Genomic DNA, 17,946 nt, shown 5'->3' on the forward strand with positions numbered 1-17,946 from the left:
CCAGCGGCGCCCGTAGGGCGACAGAACCATGCGCTGTGCTTGAGGTGAAGATCGCCTTCGGCGCCGCTGGGTCCCCCGGTCTCCGCTGCGCTGCGCCGGAGGATGACGAAGGGATGTGCGGTGCTCCCCCGTCGCGAGGCGACAGGGGAGGATAGAAGCGCCCTACCTCAGTGTCGCGCTGTCCAGGTTCAGCTCGGTCAGGGAGATGACCTCGACATTGGGGTATTTGGCCCGCAGGGCGTCGATGAACTTGGACGCGTCGCCGACGATGACCAGGCTGGCCTGATCGGTCGGCAGGTGTCCGGCGAAGGCGCCTTCGACCTGTTGCGGCGTGACCGCGCGCACGCGGCCGGCGTAGTCGGCCAGGTCGCTCATCGGCAGGTCATAGAGGGCCAGGTTGGCGACCAGGCCGCCCAGACCGTCCACCGTCTCCAGCGAGCGGCCGAAGCCGCCGATCAGCGCCGCGCGGCGCGGAGCCAGTTCAGCCTCGGTCGCGGGGTTGGCCCCCAGCTTGCCGACCTCGGCCAGGATCAGGTCGGCCACCTCGGTCGCCGTCTCGTTCTTGGTCTGGGTTGAGGCGGTGAAGACGCCGACGTCCTGCTGGGCGCCGACCGAGGAGCGGGCGCCATAGGACAGGCCGCGCTTGATGCGGATTTCCTGATTGAGGCGCGACGAGAAGCCCCCGCCCAGCAGGGTGTTGCCCAGGGTCAGCGGGAAGTAGTCGGCGTCGGTGCGCTTGACGCCACGGATGGCGGCGATGACGGCGGCCTGGCCGGCGCCCGGCTGGTCGATGACGACGACACGGGGCGTCAGGGCCTGGCCCGCCTTGTCGACGGCGGCCGGGGCGGGACCGGCGTCGCGCCAGTCGCCGAAGGCCTCGTCCGCCAGGGCGCGGGCCTCGGCCGGGGTCACGTCGCCCGAGAAGACCAGAGTGGCCTGCGACGGACGGAAGCGGTCGGAGTGGAAGACCGCCATGTCTTCGCGCGTCAGGGCGGGGATGCTGGTCAGGGTGCCGCTTCCCGGCGCGCCGTAAGGGGCGGCGCCGTAGATGACGCGGCCGACCGACTGGGCGGCGATGGAGCCGGGCTGGCTGAGGGCGACGCGCAGGCCGTCCAGGGTTTGCGACTGCTGGCGCTCCAACTCCTCGGCGGCGAAGGTCGGGTTGCGCACCAGATCGGCCATCAGGGTCAGGGTCTGGCCGAACACGTCCTTGGGCGCATTGGCGTAGACATTGGTGAAGTCGGCGCCGGAGCCCGCGCCGATGCTGGCGCCCAGTTGTTCGATGGCGGTGGCGATCTCGGGCGCCGATTTCGTCGTCGTGCCCTGGGTCAGCAGGGCGGCGGTCATGGAGGCGACGCCCGGTTTGCCCGCCGGGTCGTTGGCCGAGCCGGCGTTGAGGTTGAGGCGGGCCGAAACCAGGGGCAGGCCCTGGGTCGGGGCGACCAGAACCCGCAGGCCGTTGTCGAGACGGAAGTCGGCCACGGCGGGGGTGGCGGGGGCCACCTCGGCGCCGGGCTGGGGCAGGCGGGCGCGCTCGGCTTCGGGCAGCAGGACGGCGACCGGACCGGCGGGGGCCAGTTCGGCCACGGTGACGGGGGCGTCGACGTTCATCTTCTGCACGCTGGCCGGGTGCTCGTCGTCGGCGGGCAGGTAGTTGATGGTGATCTGGCGCTGCGGCGTCAGATAGCGACGCGCCACGCGTTGCACGTCGGCGGCGGTGACGGCCTGGATCTCGGCGATCTCGCGGTCGGCGGCGGTCGCGTCGCCGGTCATGATCAGGGCCATGCCGAGGGTGGTGGCGCGGTCGTCGATGCTTTCGCGGCCGCGCAGGGCGTTGGCGACCAGTTCGTTCTTGGCCTCGCTCAGTTCGGCGGCGGTGATGGGGGCGTCGCGCAGGCGGGCGATTTCCGCTTCAAGCGCGCTCTTGCCGGCGTCGACCGTCTGGCCGTCGGCCATGATGGCGTAGGCGGTCAGGTTGCCGGCCTGTTGGGCGAAATCGGGGTTGGAGCCGATGGAGGCCGCGATCTGCTTGTCATAGACCAGCGAGCGATAGAGGCGGCTCGACTCGCCGGTGGACAGGACCCCGTCCAGCACGGTCAGGGCTGCGCGATCGGCGTCACGATAGGCCACGGTGTTCCAGGCCAGGACCACGGCGGGCAGGGGCACGTTGGGGGCGTAGTAGGTGGCGGTGCGCGGGCCGGTCGGCTCAGGCTCCTTGACGTCATTGACCGGCATGGGCGTCGCCGGGCGCTTCAGCGGGGCGAAGTATTCGTTCACCCAGGCGTCCAACTGGGCCTGATCAAAGTTGCCGGCCACGATCAGCATGGCGTTGTCGGGCCGGTAGTAGGTGGCGTGGAAGCGCAGCACGTCGTCCAGGGTCGAGGCGTTCAGTTCCTCGATCGAGCCGATGCCGGGGCGGCGATAGGGGTGGTCCTGATAGATGGTCTCGGGCGTGAACAGGCCGAACAGTCGGCCGTAGGGGCTGGCCAGAATCCGCTGGCGGTATTCCTCCTTCACCACGTCGCGCTCGGAGACGAAGGTCGCCTCATCGACCACCAGAGAGCCCATGCGGTCGGCCTCGGCGAAGAGGATGCGCTGCAGGTGGTTGGCCGGGACGACCTCGTAATAGGCGGTGACGTCGTCGGCGGTGAAGGCGTTGTTCATGCCGCCGACGTCCTCGGTCAGACGGTCGAAGGTCTCGGACGGCATGTTCTTCGTCGCTTTGAACAGCAGGTGTTCGAACAGGTGGGCGAAGCCCGAACGGCCCGCCGGATCATCCTTGGAGCCGACGCGATACCAGACCTGGACCGTGACGTTCGAGGTCGAGGCGTCGCGGGCGGTATATATCTCCATGCCATTGGCCAGCACGCGCTTGGTGAAGCCCAGCGGCGGCACGGCGACGCCGCCCTGGGCCGCAGCGGCGGCGGTCGCGGGCGGCGCGCTGTCGGCGAAGGCGGCGGCGGGCAGGCCCAGCAGCAGGGCCGAGGCGCAGGCGGTCAGGATCAGGCGGGTCTTCATGGGCGTCAGGTTCCGGTCGCCCGCCGGCCGCGCCGGGGGCAGGTCGGCCGGACCCTATCAGGGCCGAAACCCGCCGCGCACCTTACGGCTCTGTAATGAAGCGCGGGGGTGCAAGCCCTCCCCCTCGATGGGGGAGGGTTGGGTGGGGGTGTCGGCAGTTGGTTTTTGAGAGAGGGGGGGCAGAGACGCCGACGCGCTTCGTGGGCTTCACCTTCAGCGTCGCGACCTCACCCCCAACCCCGGCCCTTCCCCCATCGAGGGGGAAGGGAGGGCGGAGCGCATTAGCGCCCGAACACCTCGACCCCGACCTCGCCGTCGGTGGTCAGCCAAGCGCGCTTCATGCCCTGGCTGTTGAAGGGGGCGACGATATTGCCCTCGCGATCCAGGGCGATCAGGCCGCCGTCGCCGCCCAGGCCGCCGATGCGATCGATGGTCGCTTGGGCCGCGTCCGCCAGCGACTGGCCGGCGGCGACGCCGAAGGCGGTGCGGGCGGCGGCGGCGACGCGGATGAAATACTCGCCCTGACCGGTGCAGGAGACGGCGGCGTGGTCGTCGGCCCAGGTGCCGGCGGCGGGAATGGGGGTGTCGCCGACGCGGCCCGGCATCTTGCCGAAGACGCCCGCGGTCGAGGTGGCGGCAGCCAGACGGCCCTGGCTGTCCAGCACGCAGCAACCGACAGTGCCGTGGCTGAGCGTGCCCGGCGGGTGGTTGTCCTCGCCCTGGCCGGCCTGGGTGAACCAGGCCTCCTCGTCGCCGATGGGCTCAAGCCCCTGATCATGGGCGAACAGGGCGGCGCCTTCGCCGGCCAGCATGACGTGGGGGGTGCGGTCCATGACGGCGCGGGCGGCGACGACCGGGTTGCGGAAACCCTGCAGGGCGGCCACGGCGCCGGCCTTGCCGGAAGCCCCGTCCATCAGACTGGCGTCCAGCTCATAGGCCCCGGCCAGGTTGGGCGAGGCGCCGCGACCGGCGACATAGAGGCCGGAGTCTTCCAGCATGACCACGGCCTCGACGGCCACGTCCACGGCCGAGGCCCCAGCGTCCAGTCGCGCCTTCATGGCCTCGACCACTTCGCGCATGTGCACGACCTCGGCGTCGTAGTTGCGCTCGCGCCGGGCGCCGGCGCCGCCGTGGAGGATGAGGGCGGTTCGCGCCATGGTCGTCTCCTGAAAGTCCGTTCGGCCTCTTTGCATCGGGCCGCGCGCTGATTAGCGTCGCAATCGTGTCGGCGCCATGGCCCGACGGGGGATTACGGAAGAAACCAGTATGCGCGCAGTCCTGTCCAAGGCCGTCGGTGGCCCTGATAGCCTTGTCGTCGAGGAGGTCATGGACCCCACGCCCAAGCCGGGCGAGGTGGTGATCGAGGTCAAGGCCGTGGGCATCAACTATCCCGACACCCTGATCATCGAGGACAAATACCAGTTCAAACCCGAGCGGCCTTTCGCGCCGGGCGCCGAGGTGGCGGGCGTGGTCGACGCCGTGGGCGAGGGCGTCAAGGGCGTGTTCAAGGGCGACCGGGTGATCGCCGTGCCGGGCTGGGGCGGTCTGGTCGAGCGTCTGGCGGTTCCGGCCTCCAGCCTGATCCCCATGCCCGACGGTATGAGCTTCGAGGAAGCCGCCGCCCTGACCATGACCTATGGCACCAGCTATTACGCGCTGAAGGACCGAGCCAACCTGCAGCCGGGCGAGACCCTGCTGGTGCTGGGCGCGGCCGGGGGCGTGGGCGCTGCTGCGGTGGAACTGGGCAAGGCCATGGGGGCGCGCGTGGTCGCCGCCGCCTCGACCAATGACAAGGTGGAGTTCGCCCTGGAGCTGGGGGCCGACAACGGCCTGATCTATCCGTCCGGGCCGATGGACAAGGCGGCGCAGAAGTCGCTGTCGGGCGAGCTGAAGCTGGCCACGGGCCGCGACGGCGCCGACGTGGTCTATGACGCGGTCGGCGGCGACTACGCCGAGCCGGCCCTGCGGGCGATGGACTGGAGCGGGCGCTATCTGGTGGTGGGCTTCCCGGCGGGGATTCCGTCCCTGCCGCTGAACCTGACCCTGCTGAAGTCGGTGTCGGTGATCGGGGTCTTCTGGGGCGCGGCGGTGGCGCGCGATCCCAAGGCCCACGCCGCCAACATGGCCGAGCTGATGCAGCTGTGGAAGGACGGCAAGATCAAGCCGCGCGTCAGCCGCACCTATCCGCTGGAGGACGCCCACGACGCCATCAAGGCCCTGGGCGACCGGACGGCCATGGGCAAGATCGTCGTGACGACCGACGAATGACCCGTCTTCTCGATCCGGCTCTGAAACTGGCGGTGGGCGAGGCGGACTTCGCCGCCGCCGCCGAGCGTCTGGCCCGCACCGGCCGCACCCGTGTCCCCCGCCTGTTCGGCGACGGGGCCGAGGCCCTGCATGCGGCGGTCCTGGCGCCCGAGCAGCCCTGGGTCCGCACCTTCCTCAATCCTCTGGGGGCCGACATTCCGGTGGCGACGCTGGACGCCGCCTCGCCTGAAGATCAGGCCCATGTGACGCAGCAGGCCTATGCCGGGGCGACCGAGGGCTTGCAGTTCCTGTTCGACCGCCTGCGGTTGGGGCCGGCGCGGGAGGCGGGGGCGGCCACGCCGCAGATCCTGTTCGACCTGCTGGACCTGTTCAACACCGAGGCCTTCCTGGACTTCGCCCGACGTCTGACCGGCGACGACCGCATCGCCTTTTCCGACGGCCAGGTGACGCGCTATCTGCCAGGGCATTTCCTCAACCGCCACAGCGACGCCAATCCGAAGACCGAGCGCCTCTACGCCTATGTGCTGAATCTCTCGCCGGGCTGGCGGGCGGAGTGGGGCGGTCTGCTGCAGTTTCTCGACGAGGGCGGCGACATCACCGAGACCTTCGTGCCCAGCTTCGGCGCCCTGAACGTCTTTGCGGTGCCGCAGATGCACGCGGTTTCGACGGTCGCGCCCTTCGCGGGCGGGCCGCGCTATTCGGTCACCGGCTGGTGGCGGGCCAAGCCGCTGGAGCGCGGCTGAATATTCCACCCCTGTCATCCCGGCCGAAGCCGCAGGCGAAGAGCCGGGACCGCCACACACTCGACGTCGGCGTCTTGGGCGGTCCCGGATAACGGCTGCGCCGTTTCCGGGATGACGGATGCTCTCAGCTCTCGGCGTCGTCGCGGACGCGCTTCAGCGCCGCCTCGGCCTGTTCGTGGTGCTTGCGTTTCACATGGGCGCCCAGCGTGGCCAGGACGGCGGCGATGACCGCCGCGTCGTCGGTGAAGCCGATGCCGGCGAAGATGTCGGGGATGGCGTCCACCGGCATGACGAAATAGGCCAGGGCCCCCAGCATGACCCCCTTGGCCGCCATGGGGGTCTTGGGGTCCTGGGTGGCGTACCAGGCGGCCAGGGCCTGGCCGGCGAAGGGGATGCGCGAGGCGGTGCTGCGCAGCTTGGGCCAGAAGCCCTTTCTGACGCGCATTTCGTTGACCCTCTGCACCGTGGGGACCAGCGCCTTTTCAGGATCGATGGCCTCGGTGGGGGAAGCAGGTTTGGCTTTGGCGGTCATGGCCGCTAAATCCTCGCGCAGACACTCGGTTCACCAGAATATAGGGACGATCTTCATGAAACTCGACGGTTCGATTGCGGCGGTGGTGACGGGCGGGGCCTCGGGCCTGGGCGAGGGCACGGCGCGCGCCCTGGCGGCTAAGGGCGTCAAGGTCGCCCTGTTCGACCTGAACGAGGAACGCGGCGAGGTCATCGCCAAGGACATCGGCGGCGTCTTCTGCAAGGTGGACGTGACCTCGGACGAGAGCGTCGCCGCCGGCTTCGCCAAGGCCCGCGCCGCCCACGGCCAGGAGCGCCTGACCGTCAACTGCGCCGGCATCGCCACCGGCCAGAAGACCGTGTCGCGCAATCGCGAGACCCAGGAACCGCGCGCCCACGACATGGCCCAGTTCGAGCGCACCGTCTCGATCAACCTGTTCGGCACTTTCCGCGTCCTGTCGCAGTCGGCGGCGGGCATGGTGACGCTGGAGCCCGGCGAGGACGGCGAGCGCGGCCTGATCGTCAACACGGCCAGCGTCGCGGCCCAGGACGGCCAGATCGGCCAGGCCGCCTATTCGGCGTCCAAGGGCGGCGTCTACGCCATGACTCTGCCGGTGGCGCGCGACCTGATGAACGAGGGCGTGCGGGTCAACACCATCCTGCCCGGCATCATGTGGACGCCGATGATGGCCGGGATGGACCAGAAGGTGCAGGACGCCCTGGCCGCCATGATCCCCTTCCCCAAGCGTCTGGGCACGCCGGCCGACTACGCCGCCCTGGCCCTGCACCTGGCCGAGAACACCTACATCAACGGCGAATGCATCCGTCTGGACGGCGCCATCCGTCTGGCGCCGCGCTGATATTCAGCGCGGCTGAGGCCGCTACGCTCGGCTCGCGGAGCCTCGCTGCTTGAGCGGGGCCGTGCGCGGGATTGATCCGTAGAGCCTGTTTCCGGCGGCCCTCGCGGCCTTCCTGTCGGGGAGGTTGCGGGGGTCGTTTGCGTTTGAAATTTCAGGGCTATTCGAAAAAATGCAGCGGAAAACGGGAAAATGAAAAAAGGGGGTTGCGCCTTCTGAGAAGGGTCGGCTAAAAGCCCCTCCTCGACGGGGCGCAGCACACTGTTCCCTTACGGAGTGCGGGCGTAGCTCAGTGGTAGAGCACAACCTTGCCAAGGTTGGGGTCGGGCGTTCGAATCGCCTCGCCCGCTCCATGTCGAGACTGGAACACGGGGTCCGATCGCAAGATCGGGCCCCGTTTCGCGTTTCAGGCCGTCTTTTCCAGAATGATCAGTTTTCAGACGATTTGTCGTCTGACGGTCCGCAAACTGGCGAATCCTCTTCGCGAAATCGTCGCGTCTGCGTCGCCGCATCCCGTTAGCGAGCGCCCTCGACAAACCGCGACCTGATCACAGGCCGGTTTCATCGGGGAACAAGACAAATGAAGCTGGGTCTTCTGCTGGGCGCCGCCGTCGCCCCTCTCGCCATCGCCGGCGCTGTCAGCGCCGAAGAAGTCGTCCGGGCGCCGGACTATAACGACGGCCCGGTCACGGCCCTGTCCGAGGTCATCGTCACGGGCGAGCCGGCGATGCGCAACCGCACCGACGCCGTTGTGCCGACCCTGTCCTACGATCTCGACTATTTCCAGCGCTTTGAACCGCTGACCGCCGGCGACGCCTTGAAGCGCGTGCCTTCGGTGACCTTCCTGTCCGATGTTCTGGAATCCGACGGCGTGCGAATGCGCGGCCTGGATTCCGCCTACACCCAGATCCTGATCAACGGCGAGCGCGTGCCCGGCGCCAATCTGGACCGGTCCTTCTTCGTCGACCGTATCCCCGCCGAACTGATCGAACGGGTCGAGGTGGTGCGTTCGTCGTCGGCCAACCGTTCTGGCGACGCGGTGGCCGGCGCCATCAACATCGTGCTGCGCGACGCTCTGGCGCTGGACGGCGGCTATGTGCGCCTGGGCGCCCTGAACTGGGACGACAGCGAGTACGGCCAGTGGGGCGGGACCTATGGCGCCGTCTGGGGCGGCCAGGTCGGCCCCGGTCGTCTGCTGATCGGCGGCAATATCCAGGATCGCCGCAATCCCAAGCAGAAGTTCAGCGAGCGGTTCAAGGAGCCGAACGGCGAACTGACCGACACCGAAGCCCAGAGCGACGTCCGCGACGGCACGGACTACTCGGCCAACCTGTCGTATGACATGCCGCTGGCCGGCGGCGAGCTGAAGCTGGACGGCCTGTTCGTCCGCACCGACCGGGTCCAGGACGAGAACTCGATCGAATATGATGAAGGCAATGTCGACGACATCGCCAAGATGAGCCGCAACCCGCTCGACATCCTGACCGACAACTGGGCGGTGAACGGCCGTTATCGTCGCGACATGCTGGGCGGGCAGACGACCTTCAAGCTGGGCTACGCGGCCATCGACGACGCCCAGGACGAGCTGGAAGAAGAGATCGACATCGGCGACGAGGTCATCGAAGGAACCAAGGTCCGCAGCCGCATTCAGGACAATGAGTGGCAGGCGGCGCTGGAGCACAAGATCCAACTGTCGGCCGCCCAGTTGGAGTTCGGCCTGCAGTATGCGCGCAAGGACCGTGACACCTCCATCCTTGAGTCCGAGGCCGAGGTCGAGAACGAGACCGCCTTGCGCCCGCTGGCTGACAGCGATTACGGCGACTTCGAAGCCGTGGCCGGCGGCCTCAGCACCATCGAGGAAACGCGCCTCGACCCCTATGTCATGCTGTCGGGCGAGAACGGCGCGTTGAAGTGGGAGGCGGGCCTCCGTTACGAGACCACGGACGTCACGATCACGGACGAGACCGTCGCCGCCGCCGATCGCGTGCAGAGCAAGGACTACGGCGTCCTGCTGCCGTCGGCGAGCGTTCGCTGGGCGCTCAGCGATGCGGACCGGATCACGGCCTCGGTCGCCCGCACCGTGCGTCGTCCGAACTTCGACTTCATCTCGCCGGCCGTGCTGGAAGGCGAATATGGCGACAACGACTTCCTGGGCAACCCGAACCTGGAGCCCGAAAAGGCCTGGGGGCTGGATCTCGGCTACGAGCGTCGTCTGGGTCGTCGCGGCGTGGTGGGGATCAACTTCTTCTACCGTGACGTCACCGACCTGATCGAGATCACCAATACCGGGGTCTATTCGGAGCAGGCCCAGGACGACTACGAAGACGCCATCGACGACGGCGCGACCGAGGAGGAAGCCGCCGAGGAGTTGGTCTCCTATGTCCTGACCGCCAGCAATGTCGGCGACGGCCAGGTCTGGGGCGCCGAGTTCGACCTCTCCACGCCGCTGGACTTCATCGGCATGGAAAACACCGGGGTCTTCCTGAACTACTCCTGGCTGGACAGCTCGGTGGACGACTTCATGGGCAAGCGTCGCTTCAACGCCCAGTCGGATTACGTCTTCAACGTCGGCTTCACCCACGACATCCCGACCTGGGGCGCGGCCTTCGGCGCGACCTACCGCAAGCAGGGCGACGCCAAGAGCCGCATGGTCGGCGAGGAGGTCGTCACCACCTAAGGCGGCGACCTGGAAGTCTTCGTCGAGAAGCAGATCGGCGAACGCGTCGTGGTCCGTCTGACCGGCTCGAACCTGCTCGACTCGTCGAAGGACGAGATCTTCGACAAGTTCAACACCATCGAGGATCAGATCGGTCGCGACTACGACGAGTATGAACTGGAGACCGAGACCGCCGGCCCCTGGTTCCAACTGGTCGCCCGCATGGCCTTCTGAGGCGGCTGACATCGACAAGGGAGGGCCGGGCGGCGACGCCCGGCCCTTTGCGTTTCGGCTTCGGCCTTGGTCGGCATGGCCCCCGGCGCAATCCGGGCCTATATGGAGCCTGGCGGTTGACCCCGCCGGGGTCGGCGCTAGTGTCCGCGCCGCTTCCTTCCCAGCGCCAGACCGATCAGAGGACTTCCATGGCCGACGCCCCCCAGACCTACGACGTGGTGATCATCGGGGGCGGGCCGGGCGGCTACAACGCCGCCATTCGCGCCGGCCAGCTGGGCCTCAAGGTCGCCTGCGTCGAGATGCGCTCGACCCTGGGCGGCACCTGCCTGAACGTGGGCTGCATGCCCTCCAAGGCGCTGCTGCACGCTTCGGAACTGTATGAGGCCGCCGGCAAGGACTTCGCCGGCATCGGCATCGAGGTGAAGCCCAAGCTGAACCTGGGCCAGATGCACAAGGCCAAGGACGACAGCGTCGAGGCCCTGACCAAGGGCATCGAATTCCTGTTCAAGAAGAACAAGGTCGACTGGCTGAAGGGCCGCGGCCGCATCGCCGGCCATGACGGGACTTTGGGCAAGGTCGAGGTCGAGGCCGCCGACGGCTCGAAGACGACCTATGACGCCAAGAACATCATCATCGCCACCGGCTCCGAGCCGACCCCGCTGCCGGGCGTCGCCTTCGAAGAGGGCAAGGTCATCGACTCGACCGGCGCCCTGTTCCTGCCCAAGGTGCCCAAGCACATGATCGTCATCGGCGCGGGCGTGATCGGCCTGGAGCTGGGCTCGGTCTGGCGCCGCCTGGGCGCCGAAGTCACCGTCGTCGAATACCTGGACAAGGTCGGCGCCGGCATGGACAGCGAAGTCGCCGTCGCCTTCCAGCGCGGCCTGGCCAAGCAGGGCATGACCTTCCGCATGGGCACCAAGGTCACGGGCGCCAAGTCGGTCAAGGACGGCGTTGAACTGACGGTCGAACCGGCCGCCGGCGGCGCCGCTGAAACCCTCAAGGGCGATGTGGTCCTGGTCGCCATCGGCCGTCGCCCCTACACCGAGGGCCTGGGCCTGGAGACGGTCGGCGTCACGCCGGACCAGCGCGGCTTCGTCGGCCACGACCACTTCAAGACCTCGGCGCCCGGCGTCTGGGTCATCGGCGACGTGACCCACGGCCCGATGCTGGCCCACAAGGCCGAGGAAGACGCCGTCGCCGCCGTCGAGTTGATCGCCGGCAAGCCGGGCCACGTCGACTATGACCTGGTCCCGTCGGTCATCTACACCACGCCGGAAGTGGCCTGGGTCGGCAAGACCGAGGAGCAGCTGAAGGCCGCGGGCGTCGCCTACAAGAAGGGCAAGTTCCCCTTCGCCGCCAACAGCCGCGCCAAGATCAACCACGAGACCGACGGCTTCGTGAAGGTCCTGGCCGACGCCGCGACCGACAAGCTGCTGGGCGTCCACATCTATGGCCCGCAAGCCGGCGAACTGATCAGCGAAGCCTCGATGACCATGGCCTTCGGCGGCTCGTCGGAAGACATCGCCCGCACCTGCCACCCGCACCCGACCCGCTCGGAAGCCGTCCGCCAGGCGGCCATGGGCGTCGAAGGCTGGACCATGCAGGCCTAAGGCTTTTCGGCTTCTCGCTGGAAACCAGAACGGCGCGCTCCGCACGGGGCGCGCCGTTTCGTTTGGGGGCGGTGACGTGCCCCTGAGAATTTCCTCCACGCGGAGCTAGAGTCCGGCCCTTGAAAGGACGGACGGAATGAAACGAGCGAGATTCACGGAAGAGCAGATCATCGGGATCCTGCGGGAGAACGAGGCCGGCGCCAAAGCGGGCGAGCTGGCGCGCAAGCACGGCGTGTCGGAGGGCACGATCTACGCCTGGAAGGCCAAGTTCGGCGGGATGAGCGTGTCGGACGCCCAGCGCCTGCGCGCCCTGGAAGACGAGAACGGCCGGCTGAAACGTCTGCTGGCCGACGCCATGCTCGACAAGGCGGCGCTGAATGATCTGCTCTCAAAAAAGTGGTAAGGCCCGCGGCGATGCGCCAGGCCGTCGCCCATCTGAAGGCGGCGTTCGGCGTCAGCGAGCGGCGGGCCTGCTCCATCATCAAGGCCGATCGCAAATCGGTGCGCTATCGCTCCTGCCGTCAGCCGGACACGGCGCTGCGGGAGCGGCTACGCGCGCTGGCTGTGGAGCGGCGACGGTTCGGCTATCGGCGGCTGTTCGTGCTGCTGCGACGTGAGGGTGAGGCCTCGGGCAAGAACCGGATCTACCGGCTCTATCGCGAGGAAGGCCTGACGGTGCGCAAGCGCCGCTCACGTCGTCGCGCCATAGGCACGCGGGCGCCGATCCTGGTCGAGGCCAGGCCGAACGCCCGCTGGTCGCTGGACTTTGTGCACGACCAGTTCGCCACGGGCCGCCGCTTCCGCATTCTCAACGTGGTCGACGACGTCACCCGCGAGTGCCTGGCGGCGATCCCCGACACCTCGATCTCGGGACGCCGCGTCGCGCGAGAGCTGACAGCGCTGATCTCTCGGCGGGGCCGTCCTGCCATGATCGTCAGCGACAACGGCACGGAGTTTACGTCCACGGCCATCCTGGCCTGGGCGCAGGATCAAGGCGTCGACTGGCACTACATCGCGCCGGGCAAGCCGACCCAGAACGGGTTTGTGGAATCCTTCAACGGGCGGATGCGCGACGAACTGTTGAACGAAAGCCTGTTCTTCGGCCTCGACCACGCCCGCCAGAAGGTCGCCGCCTGGGCGCTGGACTACAACACCCGCCGGCCGCATTCATCGATCGGCTACCTCACCCCGGAGGCTTTTGCCGCCAGTCTGACCGCAACAGGCCGACCCGCTGCGCAGGATGAAAGCTGCGCGGTCCGGCCTGTTGCTCATCCCACGCTGCGAGGCGTAACTAACCCAAGGACTCTGGTCGCCGCTGGATGAAAATTCAGGGGCACGTCAGCGGCGCCAAGCGGTCGCAGCGAATACCCGCTAAGGGTGGAAAGCGGACATTGGCTGACAGCCGCCTGGGGACTAGGCTCGCGCTATGAAACAGCTATCCGCGCTCGAAATGGCCGCCGCTGTCGTTCTGGCGAAGCAAGTCAGCCCCGATGGTGGCCATGCTCTCATCGAGCAGCTGAAGACGGCTGAGGTTTCTGGCCGTGGATTCACAGGTTTCGGTTTTTACACTGAGTTCAGCGTGGACAGGGCGTTGCCGCCCGCCGTGGTCACCGTCAGCCCAGGGGGATGGGCTCGCTCTGAAGTAGGGCCGGATGCCTACCCTCTAGAGTTCATGCTCTACGTCAAAGACGGCTACGCGGAGATGATCGAAGCCTACAGCTATTTCGACGGCTACGGTGACATCGACCTTTTGACCGCATCATTTACCGCGCCCAGCGCCTTTGAACCTCCGGCTATCGAGGTCAGCTAAGGGTCGAAGCGTTCATCGGTTCCGCGCTGAGAACGGACCTAGCTTCAAACGCATTGCTCGAGTTTTCTCGACATGGTCTCGCAATCGACGGTGCGCGTGACCATGTGCGGCTTCGACCCTTCTCGTGACATTGGACATCGGCATGGACCTTCAACTCACCGGCAAGCGCGCCTTGATCTGCGGCGGCTCCAGCGGCCTGGGGCGGGCGGTGGCGACGGCCCTGGTGGCCGAGGGGGCGCACGTGGCCCTGCTGTCGCGCGATGCGGTCAAGCTGCAGGCCGTGGCCGACGAGTTGAACGCCATGGGGCCGGGCAGGGCCGTGATCGCGCCTGCCGATCTGGCCGACCATGAGGGCCTGCTGCAGGCGGTGGACGCGGCCGAGGCTGCACTGGGCGGGCCGATCCAGATTTTGCTGAACAACACCGGCGGGCCGCCGCCCTCGGGCGTCAACGGGCTCGACCCGTCCATCTGGCGTGATCATTTCGAGTCCATGGTGCTGTCGGTCTTCCGCCTGACGGACCGGGTGCTGCCGGGGATGCGGGCCATGGGCTGGGGGCGCATCCTGAACGTCGCCTCCATCACCGTGATCGAGCCGGTCGGGACCCTGGGCGTGTCCAACACCCTGCGCGCCTCGGTGGCGGCCTGGGCCAAGACCCTGGCCGGCGAGGTCGCGGCCAATGGCGTGACGGTCAACACACTGTTGCCGGGGCGGATCGACACCCCGCGCATCGAACGCCTGGACGCCGCCCGCGCCGCCGCCACCGGCGTCGAACCCGCCGAGGCCCGCGCCGAGTCGGTGAAATCCATCCCCGCCGGCCGCATCGGCGCGACCGAGGAGTTCGGGGCCGTGGCGGCCTTCCTGGCCAGTCCTTTGGCCGGCTATGTCACCGGTTCGCTGATCCGCGTGGACGGCGGGGCGGTCAAGGCGATCTAGCCCTCGAAGGCGACCCGACTTGCGCCGTAGTCGAGGGTGATGCGGCGAAACCGGGTCAGCAGATCCGCGCCCAGCAAGAGGGCGGGTCGGTCGCTCAGATCCAGAACGCGAAAGGCGTGCAGGTCGGCGAACAACAGGGGCGTGGGGCCAAAGTCGCGGCGGGCGATCTTCAGATCGGGCAAGGTGCGCTGCTGGGCCGTCAGCGACTGGCCGACCACGCCGAACAATTGAAGCTCGCCAGTGGAAGGCCCGGCCAGGTCGGCGAGGCGAAGATTGCCGACCGAATACTGGGCGCCGCTGTCGATAAAGGCGTCAATCACGGCGTCGCCGATACGGACGCTGGACAGGAGCAACTGGCCGCCTCTAGCGCTGCGCGCGCCGCCACGATCCGGCCCGATGCGACGCGCGGTCGCCGTGCCGACCCCGCTGAAGAAGCGTGTCTGCCCGGAGGGCGCCAGGGTTGCGCGGCGTCTTTGAAAATCCAGTCCCAGCCGGAATTGCGACAGGACGTCGAGGCCGAGAAAGCCGTCGGCGCCCAGAAGGCTATGCTGGAAAACCGGCGGGACCAGCTCAGTGAACGGCCGTTGCAGGACCTCCAGCCGGGGCAGGAGGACGGTCGGCGTGCGCTGGGCGGCGGTGATGCCGTGCACGATGACGTCGGGACCGGGGGGCAGGTCGAGGCGGCGCGCCAGACTATCCGAGATGGAGGTTCGCTCCGCGCCGGTGTCGATGACGAAGACCGGGTGGTCCTGGCCGATTTCGACCTCGACGCCGACCCGCGTCAGTAGATTGTCGAGAATTCGGGCGTCTGGCGGCGCCGTTGTCGGCGTCGTCTGGGCGCGCGCCTGGGGCGCGGTCGCGGACGCCGCCGCGGCCATGAGCAGAAATAGGCCGTGTCGACGAGAAAGAGGAGCGGCGGGTCCAGGCGTCGGCAAGCGCGTCACTCCCCATCACGACCATCCCCGCACGGAGAATAGGCGCCGTTCGCGACCTCTGGATAGTCAGCTTCTGGGGTGGGCCTCCGCGTAGGCGGCCAGCAGGCGGGCGGCGTCGACCTGGGTGTATTTCTGGGTGGTGGAGAGGCTGGCGTGGCCCAGAAGTTCCTGGATGGAGCGCAGGTCGGCCCCGGCCCCCAGCAGGTGGGTGGCGAAGCTGTGGCGCAGGGCGTGGGGCGTGGCCGAGGCGGGCAGGCCGAGGCGGCCGCGCAGGCGCTGGACCGTGGCCTGGACGTGACGCGGGCTGAGCGCCCCGCCCCGCTTGGCGCGGAACAGGGGCGCGTCGGCCTCGAGGATGAAAGGCTGCTGGGCCAGATAGGCCTCCACCGCCTCGCGCACCTGCGGCAGGACCGGGGCTAGCCGCATCTTGCCGCCCTTGCCGGTGATTCTCAGGGCCTCGGGCAGGGGGGCGTCGGATCGTTTCAGCGACAGGGCCTCGGAAATGCGAAGCCCGCAGCCGTAGAGCAGGGTCAGGACGGCGCGGTCGCGCGCGGCCTCCCACGGCTCCATGTCGGGATCGGCCTCGGGTTCGTGAAGCAGGCCCTTTGCCTGATCCTCGGTCACCGGGCGGGGCAGGGACGGCTTGACGCGCGGGCCGCGCACCAGGGCCAGCTGCGGGGCGGGCGTTCCGCAACGTCGGTCGAGGAAGGCGTGAAAGCCCCGGATGGCGGCGAGCGTCTGGCTCAGCGAGCGGGCGTTCAGGGGGCGCTCGCCCGTTCGGCGCTCGGCCAGATGGGCGCGGACCTCGGCGGCGGTGACGGCGCCGAGATCAGGCAGGGCCTGCGGTCCGCCGCGATGGCGTTCGAGGAAGGCGATGTACAGGCGGCCTATGTGGCCATAAGCCTCCAGCGTGCGCGGCGACAGGCGCCGCTCATGCGCCAGATGCTCGAGCCAGGCGAGGAGGGCCTCTGACGCGGAGGTGGTTAGCCCTGCGTCGGCCATCGCTCGGCCATGCGTTCGACCACGCGGGTGATGAAGGCCACCAGTTCGCAGCCCATGGCCGGGGTGAAGCCGTCGTCCTCATGCGAGCCGAAGGCGCACAGGGCCGGGCGGGCGCCGTCCGTGCCGGGCAGATGCAGGCTCATGCGCACCAGGGCCACCGACTTCACCTCGCCCTCGGCGGGGCCGAACAGGTCCAGGCCGGTGAAGTTGGGACCCAGCCATTCCAGGCCGTCATCGCCGAGCAGGGCGTCGACGCGGCCCGGCTCCAGCGCCTTCCAGCCGAAGGGCACGGCGCCGGGTTTCTCAAGGGCGATGGCGCCGCCCGCCAGACCGAAGCGGGCCTGGGACGTGGCGTCCAGCTGGCGCGACAACTCCGCGTGGGTGGTCGCCTCCATCAGGTCGAGCGCAGAGACGTGGGTCTGGGTCTGGGCGGCGAAGTTGGCGCGGGCGATCTCTTCGATCTGCTTGCGGGCGCCGGCTTCGCGCTGGACCACGGCCTCCAGCCGGGTCAGGGCCGCGCGGCCGAAATCGACCACGTTGCGCCCGGTGGCGCGCAGGCCCAGTTCTTCCAGAAGGGTGCGGTCGTCCAGCAGACGATCGGGATGGGCGTTCAGCCAGGCCCGCACCTCGGGCCAGTGAAGGCCCTCGGCGGCGTCAGAAGAGAGGTCCAGGGAAGTGCTCAAGCGGACCTCTTTCCGGGTCGAGATTTACAGGATCGACTGACCGGTCTTGCCCCAGTCGGCCAAAAACGCATCAAGCCCCTTGTCGGTTAACGGGTGCTTGACCAGGGCCTTGAAAGTGTCGGCCGGCAGGGTGGCGGCGTCGGCGCCGGCGATGGCGGCGGCGGTGACGTGGTCGGGATTGCGCAGGGATGCGGCCAGGATTTCGGTGTCGAAATCGTGGATGTCATAGAGGGCGCGGATTTCCTCCAGCAGGCCCACGCCGTCGGCGCCGACGTCTTCCAGACGACCGACGAAGGGCGAGATGAAGGTGGCGCCGGCCTTGGCGGCCAGCATGGCCTGGGCAGCCGAGAAGCACAGGGTGACGTTGGTCTTGATCCCTTTGTCGGCGAAGGCCCGGGTGGCGCGCAGACCGTCCCAGGTCAGGGGCAGCTTGACGACCACGTTCGGGGCGATGGCGGCCAGCTTGTCGCCCTCCTTCACCATGGTCTCGAAATCGGTCGCGACGGCCTCGGCGGAAATCGGCCCCTCGACGAGGGCGCAAATCTCAGCGATGACCTCGGCGATGTTCCGACCCGACTTGGCGATCAGCGACGGATTGGTGGTGACGCCGTCCACCATCCCGGTGGGCAGCATGTCCTTGATGACGGCGACGTCGGCGGTGTCGAGAAAGAGTTTCATGGGACAAG

The 17,946-nt window shown here is 68.4% G+C and carries 16 protein-coding genes and 1 tRNA gene; 10 read left to right on the forward strand and 7 right to left on the reverse strand.

Going from position 1 to position 17,946, the window contains the following annotated elements:
* Window positions 1–162: 162 nt before the first annotated feature.
* Both ACR9FL_RS00690 and ACR9FL_RS00695 read right to left on the reverse strand, forming a co-directional pair.
* A complete protein-coding gene (locus tag ACR9FL_RS00690; protein ID WP_436356733.1) occupies window positions 163–3,018 on the reverse strand; it encodes a M16 family metallopeptidase in 2,856 nt (951 codons plus the stop codon).
* Window positions 3,019–3,299: 281 nt separating this feature from the next.
* Window positions 3,300–4,175, reverse strand: a complete 876-nt coding sequence (locus ACR9FL_RS00695; protein WP_297932876.1) for an isoaspartyl peptidase/L-asparaginase family protein — start codon at window positions 4,173–4,175, stop codon at window positions 3,300–3,302.
* Between the two features lie 109 nt (window positions 4,176–4,284).
* Here ACR9FL_RS00695 and ACR9FL_RS00700 point away from each other — a divergent pair, with 109 nt between their 5' ends.
* Both ACR9FL_RS00700 and ACR9FL_RS00705 read left to right on the forward strand, forming a co-directional pair.
* The gene (locus ACR9FL_RS00700) at window positions 4,285–5,286 is read left to right on the forward strand and encodes an NADPH:quinone oxidoreductase family protein (protein WP_436356734.1); all 1,002 of its coding nucleotides are present in this window, start codon (window positions 4,285–4,287) and stop codon (window positions 5,284–5,286) included.
* Window positions 5,283–6,029: a 2OG-Fe(II) oxygenase gene (locus ACR9FL_RS00705; protein WP_296173292.1), complete on the forward strand. Its 747-nt coding sequence runs from the start codon at window positions 5,283–5,285 to the stop codon at window positions 6,027–6,029. Before ACR9FL_RS00700 ends, ACR9FL_RS00705 begins: the two co-directional genes overlap by 4 nt.
* A 124-nt stretch (window positions 6,030–6,153) precedes the next feature.
* Here the strand turns inward: ACR9FL_RS00705 and ACR9FL_RS00710 are convergent, their stop codons facing one another.
* Entirely contained in the window at window positions 6,154–6,561 is a 408-nt protein-coding gene (locus ACR9FL_RS00710) for a YkvA family protein (protein WP_296173294.1), read from the reverse strand.
* 55 nt (window positions 6,562–6,616) lie between these two features.
* Here ACR9FL_RS00710 and ACR9FL_RS00715 point away from each other — a divergent pair, with 55 nt between their 5' ends.
* The 8 genes from ACR9FL_RS00715 to ACR9FL_RS00750 all read left to right on the forward strand — a co-directional run bounded on the left by ACR9FL_RS00715 (window position 6,617) and on the right by ACR9FL_RS00750 (window position 14,640).
* Entirely contained in the window at window positions 6,617–7,399 is a 783-nt protein-coding gene (locus ACR9FL_RS00715) for an SDR family oxidoreductase (RefSeq protein WP_296173297.1), read from the forward strand.
* Window positions 7,400–7,674: 275 nt separating this feature from the next.
* A tRNA-Gly gene (locus ACR9FL_RS00720) sits at window positions 7,675–7,749 on the forward strand.
* Window positions 7,750–7,976: 227 nt separating this feature from the next.
* A complete protein-coding gene (locus ACR9FL_RS00725; protein WP_436356735.1) occupies window positions 7,977–10,073 on the forward strand; it encodes a TonB-dependent receptor plug domain-containing protein in 2,097 nt (698 codons plus the stop codon).
* A gap of 48 nt (window positions 10,074–10,121) precedes the next feature.
* Window positions 10,122–10,286 (forward strand): hypothetical protein, encoded by a 165-nt coding sequence (locus ACR9FL_RS00730; protein ID WP_436356736.1) that lies wholly within the window; start codon window positions 10,122–10,124, stop codon window positions 10,284–10,286.
* Window positions 10,287–10,474: 188 nt separating this feature from the next.
* Window positions 10,475–11,896: a dihydrolipoyl dehydrogenase gene (gene lpdA / locus ACR9FL_RS00735; protein WP_436356737.1), complete on the forward strand. Its 1,422-nt coding sequence runs from the start codon at window positions 10,475–10,477 to the stop codon at window positions 11,894–11,896.
* Window positions 11,897–12,032: 136 nt separating this feature from the next.
* A protein-coding gene (locus ACR9FL_RS00740; RefSeq protein ID WP_138141362.1) for an IS3 family transposase occupies window positions 12,033–13,219 on the forward strand; the annotation gives its coding sequence in 2 pieces (ribosomal slippage) (window positions 12,033–12,294 and window positions 12,294–13,219; 1,188 coding nt in all).
* A gap of 103 nt (window positions 13,220–13,322) precedes the next feature.
* Window positions 13,323–13,706 carry a hypothetical protein gene (locus tag ACR9FL_RS00745; RefSeq protein WP_436356738.1) on the forward strand — a complete coding sequence of 128 codons (384 nt, stop codon included), beginning with the start codon at window positions 13,323–13,325 and terminating at the stop codon, window positions 13,704–13,706.
* Between the two features lie 142 nt (window positions 13,707–13,848).
* Window positions 13,849–14,640 carry an SDR family oxidoreductase gene (locus ACR9FL_RS00750; protein WP_296176259.1) on the forward strand — a complete coding sequence of 264 codons (792 nt, stop codon included), beginning with the start codon at window positions 13,849–13,851 and terminating at the stop codon, window positions 14,638–14,640.
* On the opposite strand, the gene ACR9FL_RS00755 is transcribed toward ACR9FL_RS00750, so the two are convergent.
* From ACR9FL_RS00755 to fsa, 4 genes are all read right to left on the reverse strand, one after another.
* Window positions 14,637–15,518, reverse strand: coding sequence for an aspartyl protease family protein (locus ACR9FL_RS00755; RefSeq protein ID WP_436356739.1), 882 nt, complete (start codon window positions 15,516–15,518; stop codon window positions 14,637–14,639). The two genes, ACR9FL_RS00750 and ACR9FL_RS00755, sit on opposite strands and share 4 nt — an antisense overlap.
* Before the next feature lie 123 nt (window positions 15,519–15,641).
* Complete coding sequence (locus tag ACR9FL_RS00760; protein WP_436356740.1) at window positions 15,642–16,577, reverse strand: tyrosine recombinase XerC; 936 nt, start codon at window positions 16,575–16,577, stop codon at window positions 15,642–15,644.
* Entirely contained in the window at window positions 16,559–17,260 is a 702-nt protein-coding gene (locus ACR9FL_RS00765; RefSeq protein WP_296176253.1) for a DUF484 family protein, read from the reverse strand. Before ACR9FL_RS00765 ends, ACR9FL_RS00760 begins: the two co-directional genes overlap by 19 nt.
* A 24-nt stretch (window positions 17,261–17,284) precedes the next feature.
* A complete protein-coding gene (fsa, locus tag ACR9FL_RS00770; protein ID WP_105563152.1) occupies window positions 17,285–17,938 on the reverse strand; it encodes a fructose-6-phosphate aldolase in 654 nt (217 codons plus the stop codon).
* Window positions 17,939–17,946 lie beyond the last annotated feature (8 nt).

Source organism: Brevundimonas sp. CEF1, from assembly GCF_051353055.1.
Classification (GTDB): Bacteria; Pseudomonadota; Alphaproteobacteria; order Caulobacterales; family Caulobacteraceae; genus Brevundimonas.

Excerpts from the sequence above, each read along its gene's own strand:
- ACR9FL_RS00750 (WP_296176259.1), top strand. The coding sequence starts at position 13,849 with ATGGACCTTCAACTCACCGGCAAGCGCGCCTTGATCTGCGGCGGCTCC.
- ACR9FL_RS00760 (WP_436356740.1), bottom strand. The coding sequence starts at position 16,577 with ATGGCCGACGCAGGGCTAACCACCTCCGCGTCAGAGGCCCTCCTCGCC.
- ACR9FL_RS00715 (WP_296173297.1), top strand. The coding sequence starts at position 6,617 with ATGAAACTCGACGGTTCGATTGCGGCGGTGGTGACGGGCGGGGCCTCG.
- ACR9FL_RS00705 (WP_296173292.1), top strand. The coding sequence starts at position 5,283 with ATGACCCGTCTTCTCGATCCGGCTCTGAAACTGGCGGTGGGCGAGGCG.
- ACR9FL_RS00700 (WP_436356734.1), top strand. The coding sequence starts at position 4,285 with ATGCGCGCAGTCCTGTCCAAGGCCGTCGGTGGCCCTGATAGCCTTGTC.
- lpdA (WP_436356737.1), top strand. The coding sequence starts at position 10,475 with ATGGCCGACGCCCCCCAGACCTACGACGTGGTGATCATCGGGGGCGGG.
- ACR9FL_RS00745 (WP_436356738.1), top strand. The coding sequence starts at position 13,323 with ATGAAACAGCTATCCGCGCTCGAAATGGCCGCCGCTGTCGTTCTGGCG.
- ACR9FL_RS00690 (WP_436356733.1), bottom strand. The coding sequence starts at position 3,018 with ATGAAGACCCGCCTGATCCTGACCGCCTGCGCCTCGGCCCTGCTGCTG.
- ACR9FL_RS00755 (WP_436356739.1), bottom strand. The coding sequence starts at position 15,518 with ATGGCCGCGGCGGCGTCCGCGACCGCGCCCCAGGCGCGCGCCCAGACG.
- ACR9FL_RS00695 (WP_297932876.1), bottom strand. The coding sequence starts at position 4,175 with ATGGCGCGAACCGCCCTCATCCTCCACGGCGGCGCCGGCGCCCGGCGC.
- ACR9FL_RS00725 (WP_436356735.1), top strand. The coding sequence starts at position 7,977 with ATGAAGCTGGGTCTTCTGCTGGGCGCCGCCGTCGCCCCTCTCGCCATC.
- ACR9FL_RS00710 (WP_296173294.1), bottom strand. The coding sequence starts at position 6,561 with ATGACCGCCAAAGCCAAACCTGCTTCCCCCACCGAGGCCATCGATCCT.
- fsa (WP_105563152.1), bottom strand. The coding sequence starts at position 17,938 with ATGAAACTCTTTCTCGACACCGCCGACGTCGCCGTCATCAAGGACATG.